The sequence below is a fragment of the Pseudoalteromonas arabiensis genome (assembly GCF_001550155.1).
Classification (GTDB): domain Bacteria; phylum Pseudomonadota; class Gammaproteobacteria; order Enterobacterales; family Alteromonadaceae; genus Pseudoalteromonas; species Pseudoalteromonas arabiensis.
The window spans coordinates 259,372-276,421 of sequence record NZ_LRUF01000026.1 but is presented as its reverse complement, the minus strand read 5'-3'; the positions used below and the strand labels follow the sequence as shown (position 1 = coordinate 276,421).

Sequence of the window (17,050 nt, the reverse complement as noted above, 5' to 3'; positions counted from 1 at the left end):
TTTACTTTAATTGAATGGGGTGATTGCAGCTCAAAATGCTTTCAAAACACCTTTAATTGCTTGTTTTTACTGGTTGTTAGCGGTTTTTTGTCACATTTGCGTCATTTAAGCTGGGTAGTTTGCTCTCCAAACCAAGGACAATCAGGAGCAACCCCATGAAACAATTTAAAACGAAGGCGTTAGTCAGCGCTCTCGCCTTATGCCAATTCGGTGCCTATGCACAAGATGCACAAACGGCAGATGAAAAAAAAGTAAAAGTCTCAGAAGAGCTTGTTGTGTATGGTGAAATTGGTTATCGCAACCGTTCACAAGAACTTGCCCCCACACTTGAGTATTCGCAAGAATACTTCCAGCGTTTTGAGCCACTTACCGCAGGTGACGCATTGAAGCGTGTACCAAGTGTGACGTTTTTGTCTGACGTTTTAGAATCAGATGGAGCACGTATGCGAGGCTTGAGCCCTGCTTATACTAAGGTGCTTATTAATGGCGAAGAAGTGCCAGGCGCAGGTGCAGACCGCTCATTTTTTGTTGACCGCATTCCTGCAGAGCTCATTGAGCGTGTAGAAATTATTCGTGCATCAAGTGCAAACCGCTCAGCCGATGCCATTGCAGGTACACTAAACATCGTTCTTCGTGATGGCTACAGTTTAGATGGTGGTTATTTGCGTGCGGGTGGCCTACGTTATGATGATGGCGAATTAAAAGAAAGCTTTGCAGGCGTTTACGGTACTGAATTTGCAGGTGGTCGCTTATTACTTGGCGCAAACTTACAAGGCCGTTATAACCCAAAACAAAAATCAAGCCGACGCTATGGCGACAGCCCTGAAAATAACGCCAATTATCAAACGGAAGAGTTTGATAACCGCGAAGATCAAACCGACACCCGCGACGGTGACGATACCTCACTCAATGCCAGCTACGAAATCGCCTTTGATAATGGCAGTAAATTCGATATAAGCGCTATTTGGGTTGATACAGACCGAACAGAAGATGAACGTTCATTTGAATACGACGACCCAACCGCCACCAGCAATTCGATTGTTGAAGGGGGGAATCTTGAAACCGACAATGCCAATGTATCTTACATTGATCAAACCAACTACAACATTAACTCAGGCTATGAGCTACCACTTTTTGGTGGCACCAGTAAATTCAAATTAGGGTTTGCACGCTTTGAAGAGTCTGTGTACGAACAAGAAGTAGAAATTGATACCTCTAAACTTCCTATGGTATTCGAAGAAGAGGAAGAAACCGTTGATATCGACGATAAAGAGTGGTCATTGCAATGGCAACACAGCCTATTTGCGGGTGAAAATAAAACCATTCAATTTGGTGCGTTTTTACAAGGTAAAGAACGTGATACGGCGGTTTATCAAGCCGAAGGGGAAAGCGAACAAAACTTTGCAAGCTGGGATCAGTTCAGCAAAACCCCACTGTCGCTGGCAGGCTTTAACAACGAGTTTGAAGCAGCGGCTGGCGGTGTAAATACACTTGAAGAAGACCGCTTAGATGTGTTTGCACTGGTAAAACACGAAGATCAAGATTTCTCGTGGGAAATGGGTGTGCGTTATGAGTCAACCGACTCAAACATTACCGATAAAACTGAAGGTGTAACAGCAGACAATGACTACGACTTTTTCTTACCGTCAGCCCATTTACGCTACAACGTTTCTGAAAACGGCCGTGTAAGTGCCTCAGTTGCACGCAGCCTTCGCCGCCCAGATTTTGATTACATCACCCCTGCTCTACTTGAAAAAGAATTAGGTGATAACGACTTTTTAGGTAACCCAGACCTTCAGCCAGAATCATCGTGGGGTATGGACCTTGGTTATGAGTATCGCTTAGGCAAAAGCGGCGTAGTAGGACTCAATGTATTCTACCGTGATGTTTCTGACCTGATTGAAATTGCTAATACTGGCGTAGAAGGCTCAGAAGGCGAAGGCACCTATATATTGCAACCACGTAACACAGGTGATGGTACTGTGAAAGGGGTTGAACTTGACTTATCAACGCCTCTTTCGGCCCTTAGCATGCCAAACACAGGGGTGTTTTTTAACTACTCATGGCTTGATTCAGAAGTAGATGACGCCTTTGGTAGCCGTAAATTTAACGACCAATCTGACTATGTTTTTAACGTTGGTTTTATTCAAGACCTACCTGATTTAGGCGCTTCATTCGGTGCAACTTACCGTAAACAAGGAGATGCTTATGGCCGTATCGTGGGTGAAGAAGTGACTACACACTACGGTGCAGACCTTGAAGTATTCGTAGAAAAACGCTGGCAAGACGTCACGCTTCGTTTAGTAGGCTCAAACCTACTAGATGCAAGTAAAGACGAGAGCTTTAACAAGTTCGACACTGTTGATGATCAAATCAACCGCGACTTTGACGAATACGAACTGGAATCTGAAGAAGCAGGCCCAGTCATTCAGTTAATGCTGCGCTACGCGTTTTAATACACAAAGAGTGATTAAGGCAGCTCACTGCTGCCTTATTTTATAGTTGGGGATCCCATGAATTTTACAAAACCACTAAACCTTGTTGCCAGTGCAATATTACTAAGCACCCTCGCAGCCTGTAGCCAAACAACAGCAACCGAGGCACCAAGTAAAAACCAATTAACTGCCTTTGGCGCAACCGAAAATATGCAAGGCTCACAAGCAGCAGCCCTTGCTGATGACGCTTGGCTATTAAGTTCACAAAGCCAAGGCTTACAACTGATAGATGCGAAAGGCGCTACGCATATTCTTAAAAAAGGGAATTTTGAAGCCTTATCTGTTAAATCAATCAATAATAATAACTACCTCGTTGCAAGTATTGATAACGAAGCCGACCAAGCGGTTATTTTTAGCTTACAAAAAACACCGAAATGGCAGTTAACTGAAATTAGCCGTATTACACCACCAAAAGCAAAACCAGAGGCAGTGTGCTTATTTGCAAACCCAACGACTCAAGCTGTGTCGGCGTTTGTAGCAGATGCTCGCGGACTTATTCGCGAAACCTTAGTGTTTGATATTGAAAATAAGCGCTCATTAAATATTGAATTGCGCGAATTTGCAGGGGTTAGTGAAACATCAGGCTGTGCAGTTAATGATAACAGTAAAACCCTTTATGTAAGTGAAGGCGAAGTAGGTATTTGGCAAATTAACGCTGATGCCGAATCTCGTGCCGATAAAAAACCCCTTGCTATGATGGCACCATTTGGCACTTTAGCCCCAGAGGTCGGCGGTTTAACAACAACAAGTGACGGTAGCTTATGGTTCACGACCTCAGAAAATAACCAATTGCACCGTCTTGAGAGCAAAACAAAGCGCTTTAACAGTTGGCAATTTGCAGATGAATTTGCAATCGAATCTGCTGCAATACGCTTTAACAGCAATCAAGCCGATATCGTGCTTTACGATGATGAATCTGGTCATTACCTTAAAGGGCAAATCGACGCCCTGCCTGAGCAGCAAAATAAGGCTAAAACAACGGCTATTAGTTATATTCATGCACAGGCACAAACCGATGCAGTGCGTGCTTTTGGTGATGCCGCCGATGATCCTGCAATTTGGGTTAACCCTAATAATGCAGAAAAAAGCCTGATCTTAGGCACCGATAAACGTCGTGGCTTGATGGTATACGACCTTGCAGGCAAAGAACTACAAGCATTGGAAACAGGCCGATTAAATAATGTAGATGTACGCCAACATTCAAGTATTGATAACTCTACAAATACGTGGATAGCAGGCAGTAATCGTACTTATAACAGCATTAGTGTGTATACCGTCGATACCAACAATCGGGTGCAACACCTTGCTGAACTGCCTACCTCACTCACTGAAATCTACGGTATGTGTATGTATTCATCAAACACAGGCAACTATGTGTTTATGAATGATAAATCGGGGCTTTTTCAACAATATAAACTAACTGGTAATAATGAGGGTGTATCAGCACAACTAGTACGTGAATTTAGTGTTCCAAGCCAACCTGAGGGTTGTAGTGCTGATGATAAAACCGCACAGTTATTTTTAGGCGAAGAAGACGAAGGTATTTGGTTTATTGGTGCTGAGCCAACAGCAGGAAATAAACCTGTCATGCTACAAACTGTGAACGATATGCTGGTGGATGATATCGAAGGAATGGAAATTTACCACGCTAAAGATGCACGTTATTTAGTGGTTTCTAGCCAAGGCGACTATACATATGTGCTTTATAAAATAATTGATGGCAATACACCAAGCCTTGAATTTTCAGGTAAATTTGCAATAAGCAATAACCTTGAACAAGCCATTGACGGTGTATCAGAAACTGATGGCTTAACCGTTACATCTGCCTCTTTACCTGGTTACCCTGAAGGTGTACTCATAGTGCAAGATGGGTATAACCGAATGCCACAAGCGCCGCAAAACTTTAAAATTATTGACTGGCGTGAAGTAAAAAAAGCACTTAAATAATGAAGTTGCAGAACTTAGGAAGGTGCTGAGGTAACTCAGCACCTTTTTTATTTCTATAATTTACAGCAAATCAAGCGGTAGGGATTAAATCAGTGTACTTAACCACCAAAGCAACAAGACCAGAATAGAGATACCTACCAACGCTTTGGTTTTATGCTTTTGAATAATACGTTCAGCTTGATTACCCGCATAATATACTACGACAGCTAAAGCAAAATACCGTATTGAGCGGGCAATAACCGTCGCTAATAAAAACAATACAATGGAGTATTTCGTGGCGCCAGCAGCGAGCATCGCAATCTGAAACGGAATGGGCACAATACCTAACGTTAAAACAAACCAAAAACCTTGTGACTGCATTTTTTGCTTCACTTGTTCGAACTGCTCTGGATTCGAAAAGGTATTTATGACCCAATCGCCAACAATATCAAACAAATAATAACCCAAGGCATAGCCAAATACTGCACCAATAATACAACCAACAGTCGCCATTAGCGCAATAAGCCAGAGTTTTTCACGGCGCGCTTGCATTAAAGGAACAAGCACCGCTTCTAACGGGATGGGCACTATGGTTGACTCTAAAAAGGATGCCACCGTAATCGATTTAAGCATATGTTTAGAATCAACAAACTGCCGTGTTTTTTGCTTAAGCTTTTTTCCTATTGCCATCATCTATCCTTAAGAGTCGTGTTCGTTTTAGCGTACAGCAAAAATCCTTAACCGTCCCTTACAAAGAGTGGCTATAGCGTCCTCGCCCTGCATTTTTAGCCTTATACAACGCTTGGTCGGCACGCTTCATCGTACAGCCAAAAGTCTCTGCATGACGCTTTGTCGCGGAGCCTACACTCACGCTTAATACTTTATTAGACGTAACCATTACATTATTTGCTAAGCACACTAATTGTTCACATATTTGCTTTAGCTGTAACACATCATCTGTAGGTATAAAAAGGGCAAACTCCTCACCTCCGATTCGGGCAAATAAAATCGCAGGGTCTAGCTTCTGCTGGCATCTATCAACAAAATCAATTAACACTTGATCGCCCACGTCATGCCCATATTGATCGTTGATTGCTTTAAAGTGGTCAATGTCCACTATTGCCAGACTATGCTTTTTTATTTGGTTTTGCTGCATGAAATGATAGAAATAGCGGCGGTTATAAGCCTTGGTTAGTACATCTGTTTTGAGTTCGTCAGCTAACTTTTTATATGCTTTAGAGAGATCTGATAGCGCCAAAAAAAGCCCTGCTCCCGTAATAAGCATACCGATTGTTCTAAACATGTCTTCAACGTAAATACCTATCCACTTAGGCTGATAAACAAACTCATCTAAAAAATCAAACGTTAAGCCGATACTCCATAGAAATATACCACTACTGAGAAATAGATAACTGACTTTGACAACTGCCGAGGTTTGCACAAACGAAAAGATAAAAATCAGAATTAGTAAGTTGATAACATCAGAGAGTACACCATTTATGTAAATGTCTGCTTCGAGGTGATGGTAAATCGACAAATAACCAACAACAATACCCAACAGAGTAATAATGAATAGGCTAATAAAGCATTGTTTTAATCGTTTTGAAGCCGGTGGTGAATTAACACCGCCCTCTACTGGTATCATTGTTTTTTTCATCAAGCACAACCACCATGACGACAAGTGAGTAAAACAGTAACAAAGAGCAAAAATAAGTACAGAAAATTGCAATAATCTTCAGATAAAAACAGTATTTGGAATGGAGTAATTAATCTAAAAGCAATCCTTCAGGATGATTTAAATTACCTAAAGTAGAACCAATAAGCTTAAAGGGATCTGCTTAGCGCTTGTAGATATTGCTTATGGCACAGCTGTCTTGCATGCTCGATTTCTAACGAACATAATCTCATTGTTATTGATAAACAATACTGCTAATTTGTTTAAGTGAGTGCTAATACTTGCTGTTTTAAATACTCATCTCGGTGTATCGACGTGTGCAAGATTTAGCAAAATTACAAAACAAGCAAAAACTAGATCTATAACGAGCACACCGAGAACGTTTGTCAACTAACAAAATCGATAGGACACATAAAAGTACAGCAGTTTTAAGGCTAGTCATCAATCATTAAAAAAGGAAAGAAAATGACCAATATTAGATTGGATGCTCAGGGAAAAAGAGATGCGCAAATATTTGTTGAGAATCTACAAAAGGCTGACCCAAAAGAGGTTGAGAGATTAATTAACTCGTACAAGTATGGAAATGAGCTAGCTTGGCATAGATTTATCAAAGGCGCCTATAATCACCCAATCACTTGGTGGATTGGATTGTTACAAATCCAAATGCAATTGGGTATATTGGGCCATTCTAGAAAAGTGCAAGCACAAATAGCGGCAAATCAACTAGCTCAAATACTAAACCTAGCAAAAGATAGTGTAAGCAAAGACATTCTTTATGACGTATTGGTTTATAACCTGAAAAATCGCAAAGCGGATATATTAGGTCGTTTTGCTGGCGGTACTTTTACTAACTATGCAAGTACAGGAGGGCGAATTGGTAATAAAAAGTTACCTAAAAATGCAAACCGAGTAATCAGCTTATCGAATTTTACATTGGCGAGTTATGGAGCTGCTATAAAATCAGTGGTCACGGGTCACAAAAAAATAGAGCACGTAATCCAGTCAATTCTCACTGGGCGACCGAATGGACCAACACCATATCCAAGTATAGCAGGCTATAAACTATCAAAGGAGGAGTTGGAGCTACTAAAAAAGCAGAAAATTCACTAATAGAAATGAATGCGTTAACAGATCTTTCCCCCGCACCAGTGCCTGTATCAGAGTTTTGTCTTCGTCCTGAAAACATTGATCTAAAGGGGCTTTGTAAATGAAGGTTTTTTTTCAAAATACATTAAAAGTGTTTTACGCATTTGTAGAGCAATTTGTATTTTATATTGCGGCTATAATTGCATTCCTATGTTGGGTATCTTTTGAAAATATATACTTAGCAATTTCACTTTTTATTTTAATTTGTTTACTTTTTTGGGCAATCCCGTCTGTTGTGAAGCGAAATAAGTAGAGCTTAAATGTTTATCATCAGGACATTTTTCGCTTTACTCTGGTTTGCGGTTAGTTCACCACTTTACCGCAAACGTCACTAAGTGAAAAACACCTGTAAAAACAATTTTAAGCATTTTTTTTAACATAATTATAGATAGTCTATAGTTATTGTAACTCACAGCACATACCTAGCTTTCAGACTCCAACAGCCCAAGTTAAGCCTTATTCAGTTTAAAATATCGCATTTACGTGATTATTTTTTTATGATGCCAAGCATATTTAATAACACGCTATTTAGTAATGACGAACGCTCGCTTTATTCCTTTTCGTAAATACGACATCATCACCCTGTGCCAAGCCTACCTAAATGAAGAGGATCATCAGTCATTCGCTGAATTTTCGACTATTTTGCAAAGTGTTATTCATTACCAATACCATGACTTATTAGAGTCATTAAAAAATAACTATGCCCCGTTTGATCCCAATGCAGACACACGTTTGTTAAACCCGATTGACGATAAAACACGTAAAGCGCACCAAGCTAAATTCGCGCAACAGTTTGCCACTGTGCTTAACGCAGCAAATTATGAAACCATCACCAATCAGGACTTACAAGAAGCACTTAATGAAGAATCGCTTTTTAAAGTACGTTTAGCTGTGGAGTTTGCTGACTTTGCCGAAGTGGTGTTCTATCGCCGTGGAGAATCTCAAAAAACAGAAACGCTACGTACTTGGTGGGGCTTAAGAAAAAAGCAAGTTCAGTTTACTAATTACGATCGCGTTGCCATATTCATTCGCTTCAAAGATGAACAATATTTTTTAGAGAAGGGCAAAAAGCCTATGGGTTTTGAGCCTAGCTCAACCATTGTTAAGCTATTTCAGAATGTTCCAAAAGCTGACTTGGAAATGCTATTTCCGAATAGCGAAGTGAAAATGCGCCCTATCGATAAACTTATTATTGGCTCTTCAGCTTTGGTAGGCGGAACTGTGGTATTGGTTACTAAATTAGGTGCATCTATTTTACTGTTAATTGCCATGATTGCTTTTTGGGGAGGCTGGCGCAGCGAAGAAGTGCACATGAGCCAACAGCACTTTATTACTTTTGCCATTGGTATGGGTGTATTTGGCAGCTTTATTTTTAAGGAATGGAGCAAGTTTAAAAACCGTAAAATTCGCTTTATGAAAGCCTTGGCAGATAACTTATATTTTAAAAATCTCGACAACAATGCGGGCGTTTTTCATACCTTAGTAGATGCAGCCGAAGAGGAAGATGTAAAAGAAGCTCTGCTCGCTTATACGTTTTTACTCAAAGCAGATGAAGCAATTAGCTCAGTCCAATTAGATCAGCGCATTGAAGCATGGTTTTACAGCACTCAGCAATGCCAACTCGACTTTGAAATTGACGATGCACTTAGCAAACTCGTCAAGCTCAACCTTGTTGAAGAAACCCAAGGTTTATATCAAGCGGTTGATTTAAAAACAGCAAAGCAACGTTTAGATGCGCGCTGGGATGGATTTTTCACCTTTGGTTAATGCTACTTTATCTCATTGAGCTTGCGTGAATAAAAGTCTACTTCTAGGATGAAATTTTCCAAATAAAAAAGACCATACCATGCAATTTAAAAAAACAATGATAATCGGGGCCAGCTTGCTATGTGCTGCAAATACGGCCCCTGTTTATGCAAACGACAAGTTTGTTTCTGAGGATATCTTTCAATTAGAGTACGCTGGCGACCCACAAATTAGTCCTGATGGGAAAAAAATTGTCTACGTACGCAGCGGCTACGACATCATGAAAGATGGTAATAAACGTAGCTTTTGGCTATACGATCTAAAATCAGGTCAGCACACTCCTCTTTTCGCTGATGAACACAGTTACAGCCAACCGACTTGGTCACCGGATAGCAAAAAAATTGCTTTTACCAGTAATGTAAGTGGTTCTAATCAATTACATGTTTATTGGTTAGCGCAAGACAAACAAGCCCTCTTAACTCAGCTTCCAAAATCAGTTGGCAATTTAACTTGGTCTCATGACTCAGAGCAAATCGCCTTTACAATGAATATCCCAGAAGGCAAAACAGCCTTTGCTAAATCGGTCAAACTCCCTAAAAAACCAAAAGGCGCAGACTGGTCAAAACCTGTAAAAGTAATCGAGAAAGCACGTTATCAAGCGGATGGTGCGGGTATGCTTGAACCTGCCTACCGACATGTATTTGTTATTCCTGTATCAGGTGGCACACCTCGTCAACTAACCACGGGCGACTATCAACATCGTGGTCCACTCGCATGGAGCCCTGATAATACAAAACTCGCGTTTTCAGCAGATCGAAATAGTGAATGGGAATACCGTACGACCGAGTCTGATCTTTACGAAATTAATATCAACACAGCGGAACTAACTCAGCTAACCGACCAACCAGGGCGAGAAACCAATCCTCATTATAGTGAAGATGGCGACGAGCTTGCATTTATCGCTCGCGACAATGCCCCTGTGCCTTACATTAATTCAACCCTTTCAATGCTTGATTTAGACGATAAGTCAGTCAACCATATAACCAAGGAGCTAGACCGCTCAGTTGCAGACTATAAGTGGTCTGGAGATGGCGATTTTATCATTCAGTATGATGACTTTGGTAAGCGTAAACTGGCTAAGGTCTCAAGTCGTGGCAAAGTCACTGACTTAACAGACACACTCTCGGGTACATCAATTGGCCGCCCGTATATTAGTGGTAGTTTTAGTATGGCAAATAATGGGGCCATTGCTTTTACAACAGGCAGTGAATACCGCCCTGCTGATCTAGGTTATCTTTACAAAGGTAAAAGCAAAACTCTTACGTCATTAAATGAAGATGTATTAGGCCATAAAAAGCTTGGTAAAGTACACGAGCTGAATGTGAAGTCTCAGTTCGATGGCCAAGCAATCCAAGGTTGGTATATCACCCCTCCTGATTTTGATGAAAACAAACAATACCCACTGATGGTTGAAATTCACGGCGGCCCGCACCTTGCGTATGGCCCAAGTTTTACCGCTGAGTTACAACGCTATGCCGCAGAAGGTTACGTAGTTGTGTATGTAAATTACCGTGGCTCAACAAGTTATGGTAAAGACTTTGCGCTATTACTTGATGGTAAATACAGCTCAGAGGAAGATTTTGCCGATCATAACTCAGCGGTTGATGCGATGATTGAAAAGGGCTTTATTGATAAAAATAACCTGTTTATTGCTGGTGGTTCAGCGGGTGGTATTGCAACGGCTTATGCAGTTGGTTTAACAAACCGCTTTAATGCTGCGGCGATTACTAAACCGGTGATCAACTGGTTAAGTAAAACCCTGACAGCCGACAGCTATATTGGCCAAATTCGTAACCAATTTCCGGGTATGCCTTGGGACAATGTTGAGCACTATTGGAAACGTTCACCGCTTTCATTAGTGGGTAACGTGACCACGCCATCACTTATTATGACAGGTGAAGAAGACCGCCGTACGCCTATTTCAGAATCAGAGCAATTCTATCAAGCACTAAAACTGCAAAAAGTAGATACCGTGCTTATTCGTGTACCTGGTTCACCTCACGGGATTGCAGGTCGCCCTTCACGTATGATCTCAAAAATTGAATACACACTTGCGTGGTTCAAGCAGTATCAGAAGTAATTTTTTAAGAGCAGGCGCGTTGCTCTCGCGCCTGCTTAAAAATAATTACGACTAAGCGCAAGTTGAACGCTGCCAATCGACTGCGCTTTTTCGCATTGTACTTTATGAGTAGAAAATGTGAAAATTAGCTCCTTTATAACTACCTAAAAGTAAGTATGAAACCGCTCAAGCCGCACTTTCGACATTCCTCTAAACTTTATATTCATACCCTGTCCTCTCATTTTAGTTTTTTTTTAGTTAAGTATATTTGTTTCTTTTGTGGCTGCTTTTTAAGCTTTATATTGCACGACAAGTTTAACGTACCGATTGTTGTTGCAGCGGCGGGGACTGGTTTACTAGGTACCTTTATTCCTTTTCCAAGGTATTTTAAGTCACACCCTTACTCAGCTATTTATGCGGGTAGTTTCGCGGGTATGTGCTCTTCAAGCTTAATTGCGAATTATTGGGAGCTTGGGCTTATTTCATTTTTAGGTGCATGCTTATACATTTTAACCATGAACCTATTTGCTGGCTTTGGTGGGCGATTAGGCAGTATCGCGTTTGCCAGTGTTGCACTTTACATGTTAGCTAAAGGGGTTGTTGCATGAACTCAGTCATCATATCACTTGTTGTGCTGGCAGCATTTGCAACCTACTTGTTAGCTCATCATAATCGCTTTGACGGTATTAGAGCGTCTGCATCATTATCAATTATTGCATATTGTGTACTGTACTTTATTACGCCAGATGTTGAGCTGTACAGCGTTGCCTTTTTTGGCGGTACGTTTATTGGTATGAGTGCCCCAAAACGCTTTGGAATTTTTACACTCGCTATCTCGGCATTGCTTTTTTCAATATTATTTGAGTATTTAGTGCCGCTATTAAATGGCTATGGCGGCGCATTAGGGTTAAGTGCATTTTTGTCCGTATGTATTTGTCACATTGGAATTTTACTTGGCGCACCGCGCAGCAAAGCCTCAGCGAAAGAGTAGTGTTTAATACCCGACACTAAATGACTGCCGACCAAGGTCGCATATTATTTAATCAAAAAGCGCCCTATATTTTTAACATGTTGTAAACATCTCTCACTAAAAATATAGGAGCCTCATCATGGCGGGCGAATATAAACAACACTATACACAATTTCAGCGCGACCCAGGTCAGTTTTGGCTTGAGCAAAGTAAACGGATCCCATGGTTTAATGCACCCACTGAACCGTATCAATATGACAAAAACGATTTTTATCACTGGTTTGCCGATGGCAAGTTGAATACCTGCTACTTAGCCCTAGACCAGCACGTCGAGGCAGGATTTGCTGAGCAAACTGCGCTTATTTACGACTCCCCAGTTACCAACACTAAACAACAATACAGTTATGGCGAGCTACAAACTCAAGTGGCTCAATTTGCGGGGCTCATGCAATCCCTTGGTGTGACAAAAGGCGATCGAGTCGTTATTTATATGCCCATGATCCCACAGGCAGTGATTGGTATGCTAGCGTGTGCACGCCTTGGTGCAATACATTCTGTGGTGTTTGGCGGCTTTGCTCCACATGAACTTGCTGTACGTATTGACGACGCGAAGCCAAAGCTGGTGCTGACTGCCTCTTGCGGCGTTGAAATTAATCACGTTATTGAATACAAACCTCTGCTCGATGAAGCATTAGACAATGCAAAACACCCAGTCGAACACTGCATTGTGTTTCAACGTGAACAAGCTATTGCGACAATGCAAGATGGCCGTGATATTGATTGGCAATCGGCAAGTGAAAATGCACCACAAGCGCAGCCTGTTGCAGTGAATGGGGACGATCCCCTTTATATTCTTTATACCTCTGGCACAACAGGTACACCCAAAGGCGTTGTTAGAGAAAATGGCGGTCATGCGGTAGCTATGCATTACAGCATGGAAACTGTGTATGGCATGAAGCCTGGTGAGGTTTTTTGGGCTGCATCAGATATCGGCTGGGTAGTCGGTCATTCATATATAGTCTATGCCCCATTAATTTATCGCTGTACAACCGTGTTGTACGAAGGTAAACCCATTAGAACACCTGACGCCAGTGCCTTTTGGCGAGTTGTTGCCGAATATAATGTCACAGCACTTTTTAGTGCCCCAACAGCATTTAGAGCAATAAAAAAAGAAGATCCTAACGCAGAAGGCTTTAAAAAGTACGACACGTCGTCATTGAAGCGTTTATTTCTAGCGGGTGAACGGCTAGATCCACCCACCTACGAATGGCTTCAAGAACACACCGGATTACCAGTACTTGATCACTGGTGGCAAACTGAAACGGGCTGGGCTATTGCTTGCAACCCTATTGGTATAGAACAGCTTACTACAAAGCCTGGGAGCTCGACGGTGCCTACCCCAGGCTTTGATGTACAAATTTTAGATATGAATGGCGAGCGTTGTGCACCAAACGAAAACGGGGCTGTGGTAGTGAAACTGCCTTTGCCGCCAGGTTGCTTACCCACTATTTGGCAAAATAATGAGCGCTTTAAAGCGGGTTATTTAAGTGAGTACCCAGGCTTTTACTTATCTGGTGATGGCGGCTACATTGATGATGACGGTTACTTATTCATTATGGGACGCACAGACGATGTTATTAACGTGGCAGGACATCGCTTATCCACCGGCGAAATGGAAGAGATTGTTGCAGCTCACCCTGCTGTAGCTGAGTGTGCCGTTTTTGGCGTTAACGATACATTAAAAGGCCAACTGCCAATGGCAATGATTGTGCTAAAAGATGACTACCTTGGCGACAGTAAAGAGGTGGAGCAAGCGCTTATTCATTCGGTTAGGCATCAAATAGGAGCGATTGCTTGTTTAAAGAATATTTTGCACGTTGAACGCCTACCGAAAACCCGCTCAGGTAAAATACTTAGAAAGAACTTGCGCCAATTGGTCGATGGTGAAGAGTTGCAAATTCCCTCAACCATCGATGACGCAAGCATTTTTGATGAAATCAACCAACAACTACACAATCGCTGATTTGCTTTTGTAATGTTACCCAAAGGCCTTGTTGTGAAAGGCCTTTCTTCCTTGTGCTATTCTAAACATATTATACTTTATGTTGCTGTTTCATTTTATACATCATCGTATCTGCATGCTGAAGCAAAGTTTTAATACTATTACCATTAATTGGATATAGCGAAATACCATAACTTACACTCACAGGGTAAGACGTGTGATATTTTTTAGCTGCGCGTTTAACGGCCTCTGTGCAGCGCATAGCGACTTCATTACATGGCTTCAAAGATGAGAGTGATGGCAGTAAAACCACAAACTCATCTCCGCCAATACGGGCTAAAATATCCTGTTCTCGCAGCTGAAGTAATAGCTGCTCACTAATTGTAATTAGTAAGTTGTCGCCTTGTTCGTGACCATACGTATCATTAATCAGTTTAAAATTATCCAAATCAATATAGATAATCGCAAAGTGCTGTGTGCCTTGCTTATCTTGCATAAAAGCATGTAACTGAATATCTAAGCCTCGCCGGTTCAACAATTTTGTCAGTGGATCTTGATTTACAAGTTCTGTCAAAAACTGACGTTTTTCGACGACCGAAGAAATATCATCAAACGCACCAATATAATGACTAACACAGCCCGCTTCATCGTAAAGAGCATCAATCGACAACATTTCAGGAAACACCTCGCCCGATTTACGCTTGTTCCATACTTCTCCTTGCCAACGGCCTGACAACAGCAACTCTTTCCACATAGCTGCATAAAACTCTGCGGGTTGTTGTTTTGCTGAAAGAATTGCGGGGCTTTTACCAATAACATCTTCTTTTTTATAACCCGTTATACGCTCAAATGCAGGGTTTACATCAACAATTTTAGGCGCGGGAGTGGTAATTAAAATACCCCGACTCGTGGTCGAAAAAACCGCCGTAAGTAACTTTATTTTTTCATAATCATCACTGAATGTCATAGCATGCCTTGTTATCTGGCTAGCACGAAAAAGCAAGCCTTATTTATTATTTTAGATAACAAAGGTTAAAAACTCTAAAAATGAAAATTGAATGTTTGATTTAGCGCAAATCAAGGGTTAAATAGGCCAATCAACCACATCGGTATTATCAATAGTCGGTGTAGTTTGCCTTTCTCCGTCCCATTTACGAATGTAACGTCCCGTCGGGTCATATAAGGCTGTTTGCTTATTTATGTGGAAATGGCGACCGCCCCGAGGGTCAACACCCACACCTGCAATATATTGCCAATTCCCCCAATTCGCAGCCACATCGTAATCAATAAGCTGTTGCTCAAAATAAGCTGCCCCATATCGCCAATCCACTGCAAATTCGTTGACTAAACAACTTGCAGCGATTTGCCGTGCACGATTAGAAATATAGCCTGTTGCATTGAGTTCGTTCATGATTGCATTCACTAGTGGAAATGGCGTCCTGCCTTGGCACCAAGCTAAAAATCGGTGACTGTTAAATGTATGTAAGGGAGGTGACTTTTTTTGCCCTTTAAAACGAAACAGCTTTGCACCAAACAACTTCGCATACCATTTAAAATACTCACGCCAAAGTAGCTCAAACTTAATCCAATAGGTTGACTCATTAGCACCATTTTCTTGTTCGTATTTGGCAACCTCGTGGTAAAGTTGCTTAACACTTATTGTACCGCTGGCAAGCCAAACACTGAATTTTGTACTATTACTAAAGCCGTCTAACTCGTTACGTGTTTCTTTATAACTACTGGGTGCTTTAGATGAGAAGTAGTCATTGCAATGCTGCTGGGCTGCAACTAAACCACCATCAAAACGCCCCGATTGAGCTGAACTTTCAGGGATCACATCTTCTGGACATAGCTGTACAGGATGTGGCAGTTGAGATATTGCCTCAAGCGGAGCCGCAACGAATGTTGGCTCAGACTCTACTTTTTTGCGAAAGGCGGTAAAGTTTTTAGGCAAATTATGAAGCTGAAATGGTAAGTCTCGTTCTGTAAATAAGGTATCTTGCTGATAGGTTTTTACGGTAACATCTGGGCATAACTCGCTGATTTTACTTAGCTGCTTTTGCTCGTAGTAACCGACTTGCTCTGTACAAACTAATTTGCTGATAGCGTATTGTTTTAACCGCTGACTAATAATGGTTTCTGGCTCACCAGTAATAACATGTAAGGTTTGCCCTATTGTTTCCAGTGCATCCGCAAAAGCATGCAGACTCTCAAGTAAAAACCGATACTTTTGCTCGCCATAGGGTTTTAATTGATAATTACTCTGCTTGAACCAACGCGGCTCGACAACAAACACTAAATCAAGTTCGCCTTGAAACGCCGCTAAGTCAGACAAGATGACATTATCAATCAGCCGTAAATCATTTTGTAGCCAGTATAAAACACGCTCTTTCATGGTTTCGCTCACATTATTTTAATAATGATACGCGTAAATGAGCTATTTAGTTTTATCTGCCAGAAAGTTTAAGCATCTTGCTCTTTACTCATCAACTCACTCATGCGTTGCATAAGCTCTTGCTCAGTAAGATCTTCTTTGTGTGTGCCTATAGTCCAAATATGACCGAACGGGTCTTCTAACGTCCCTGATCTGTCGCCATAGAATTGGTCGTGCACAGGGCGCAGCTCTTTTGCGCCTAGCGACAAGGCTTTTGCGAATACCGCATCAACATCTTCAACATACAGCATAAGACTCACTGGAGAGCCCCCTAATTGCTGTGGAGACTTAAATTCTATATCAGGGCAGTTATCAGATAGCATGATATGAGAATCAGCAATTTTTATTTCGCCGTGAGCGACTCCGCCATCTGGTAAAGGCATTTGCATTATAAGTTCGGCATCAAATGCTTGTTTGTAAAACTCTATCGCCTTAGTGGCACCGTCTATAACCAGATACGGGGTTACCGCATGGAAACCTTTAGGAATTGCAGAAACAGCCATATTACACCTCAACGTTAAATGTGTGACTTATAAA

At 41.5% G+C, this 17,050-nt stretch carries 13 protein-coding genes; 8 read left to right on the top strand and 5 right to left on the bottom strand.

All coding sequences use genetic code 11. The annotated features are described in order from the left end of the window. Positions 1-155 precede the first annotated feature (155 nt). Positions 156-2,456 carry a TonB-dependent receptor plug domain-containing protein gene (locus PAARA_RS18375; protein ID WP_062570444.1) on the top strand — a complete coding sequence of 767 codons (2,301 nt, stop codon included), beginning with the start codon at positions 156-158 and terminating at the stop codon, positions 2,454-2,456. 57 nt (positions 2,457-2,513) lie between these two features. Next, the gene (locus PAARA_RS18370) at positions 2,514-4,442 is read left to right on the top strand and encodes a phytase (protein WP_062570443.1); all 1,929 of its coding nucleotides are present in this window, start codon (positions 2,514-2,516) and stop codon (positions 4,440-4,442) included. Between the two features lie 84 nt (positions 4,443-4,526). On the opposite strand, the gene PAARA_RS18365 is transcribed toward PAARA_RS18370, so the two are convergent. Then, positions 4,527-5,111, bottom strand: coding sequence for a YqaA family protein (locus PAARA_RS18365; protein ID WP_062570442.1), 585 nt, complete (start codon positions 5,109-5,111; stop codon positions 4,527-4,529). Positions 5,112-5,169: 58 nt separating this feature from the next. Continuing rightward, positions 5,170-6,078, bottom strand: coding sequence for a GGDEF domain-containing protein (locus tag PAARA_RS18360; protein WP_062570441.1), 909 nt, complete (start codon positions 6,076-6,078; stop codon positions 5,170-5,172). A 483-nt stretch (positions 6,079-6,561) separates the two neighbouring features. Here PAARA_RS18360 and PAARA_RS18355 point away from each other — a divergent pair, with 483 nt between their 5' ends. The 6 genes from PAARA_RS18355 to PAARA_RS18325 all read left to right on the top strand — a co-directional run bounded on the left by PAARA_RS18355 (position 6,562) and on the right by PAARA_RS18325 (position 14,100). Next, positions 6,562-7,206: a hypothetical protein gene (locus PAARA_RS18355; RefSeq protein ID WP_062570440.1), complete on the top strand. Its 645-nt coding sequence runs from the start codon at positions 6,562-6,564 to the stop codon at positions 7,204-7,206. 570 nt (positions 7,207-7,776) lie between these two features. After that, entirely contained in the window at positions 7,777-9,009 is a 1,233-nt protein-coding gene (locus PAARA_RS18345; RefSeq protein WP_062570438.1) for a TMEM143 family protein, read from the top strand. A gap of 79 nt (positions 9,010-9,088) precedes the next feature. After that, positions 9,089-11,128, top strand: a complete 2,040-nt coding sequence (locus PAARA_RS18340) for a S9 family peptidase (RefSeq protein WP_062570437.1) — start codon at positions 9,089-9,091, stop codon at positions 11,126-11,128. Positions 11,129-11,409: 281 nt separating this feature from the next. Continuing rightward, on the top strand, positions 11,410-11,715 hold the full coding sequence (locus tag PAARA_RS18335; protein WP_062570436.1) for a hypothetical protein: 306 nt from the start codon (positions 11,410-11,412) through the stop codon (positions 11,713-11,715). Beyond that, positions 11,712-12,098: a hypothetical protein gene (locus PAARA_RS18330; protein ID WP_062570435.1), complete on the top strand. Its 387-nt coding sequence runs from the start codon at positions 11,712-11,714 to the stop codon at positions 12,096-12,098. The genes PAARA_RS18335 and PAARA_RS18330 overlap by 4 nt, the downstream gene beginning before the upstream one ends. Positions 12,099-12,216: 118 nt before the next feature. Continuing rightward, positions 12,217-14,100, top strand: coding sequence for a propionyl-CoA synthetase (locus tag PAARA_RS18325; RefSeq protein WP_062570434.1), 1,884 nt, complete (start codon positions 12,217-12,219; stop codon positions 14,098-14,100). A 70-nt stretch (positions 14,101-14,170) separates the two neighbouring features. Here the strand turns inward: PAARA_RS18325 and PAARA_RS18320 are convergent, their stop codons facing one another. From PAARA_RS18320 to PAARA_RS18310, 3 genes are all read right to left on the bottom strand, one after another. Beyond that, positions 14,171-15,046 carry a sensor domain-containing diguanylate cyclase gene (locus PAARA_RS18320; protein ID WP_062570433.1) on the bottom strand — a complete coding sequence of 292 codons (876 nt, stop codon included), beginning with the start codon at positions 15,044-15,046 and terminating at the stop codon, positions 14,171-14,173. A gap of 117 nt (positions 15,047-15,163) precedes the next feature. Further along, positions 15,164-16,474, bottom strand: a complete 1,311-nt coding sequence (locus tag PAARA_RS18315; protein ID WP_062570432.1) for a DASH family cryptochrome — start codon at positions 16,472-16,474, stop codon at positions 15,164-15,166. A 68-nt stretch (positions 16,475-16,542) separates the two neighbouring features. Then, positions 16,543-17,016 (bottom strand): VOC family protein, encoded by a 474-nt coding sequence (locus PAARA_RS18310; protein WP_062570431.1) that lies wholly within the window; start codon positions 17,014-17,016, stop codon positions 16,543-16,545. Positions 17,017-17,050 lie beyond the last annotated feature (34 nt).

What these genes read in the sequence shown, in the direction of transcription:
- PAARA_RS18315 (WP_062570432.1), bottom strand. Translation starts at nt 16,474, where the DNA reads ATGAAAGAGCGTGTTTTATACTGGCTACAAAATGATTTACGGCTGATT.
- PAARA_RS18360 (WP_062570441.1), bottom strand. Translation starts at nt 6,078, where the DNA reads ATGAAAAAAACAATGATACCAGTAGAGGGCGGTGTTAATTCACCACCG.
- PAARA_RS18375 (WP_062570444.1), top strand. Translation starts at nt 156, where the DNA reads ATGAAACAATTTAAAACGAAGGCGTTAGTCAGCGCTCTCGCCTTATGC.
- PAARA_RS18355 (WP_062570440.1), top strand. Translation starts at nt 6,562, where the DNA reads ATGACCAATATTAGATTGGATGCTCAGGGAAAAAGAGATGCGCAAATA.
- PAARA_RS18365 (WP_062570442.1), bottom strand. Translation starts at nt 5,111, where the DNA reads ATGGCAATAGGAAAAAAGCTTAAGCAAAAAACACGGCAGTTTGTTGAT.
- PAARA_RS18330 (WP_062570435.1), top strand. Translation starts at nt 11,712, where the DNA reads ATGAACTCAGTCATCATATCACTTGTTGTGCTGGCAGCATTTGCAACC.
- PAARA_RS18325 (WP_062570434.1), top strand. Translation starts at nt 12,217, where the DNA reads ATGGCGGGCGAATATAAACAACACTATACACAATTTCAGCGCGACCCA.
- PAARA_RS18310 (WP_062570431.1), bottom strand. Translation starts at nt 17,016, where the DNA reads ATGGCTGTTTCTGCAATTCCTAAAGGTTTCCATGCGGTAACCCCGTAT.
- PAARA_RS18340 (WP_062570437.1), top strand. Translation starts at nt 9,089, where the DNA reads ATGCAATTTAAAAAAACAATGATAATCGGGGCCAGCTTGCTATGTGCT.
- PAARA_RS18320 (WP_062570433.1), bottom strand. Translation starts at nt 15,046, where the DNA reads ATGACATTCAGTGATGATTATGAAAAAATAAAGTTACTTACGGCGGTT.
- PAARA_RS18345 (WP_062570438.1), top strand. Translation starts at nt 7,777, where the DNA reads ATGACGAACGCTCGCTTTATTCCTTTTCGTAAATACGACATCATCACC.
- PAARA_RS18370 (WP_062570443.1), top strand. Translation starts at nt 2,514, where the DNA reads ATGAATTTTACAAAACCACTAAACCTTGTTGCCAGTGCAATATTACTA.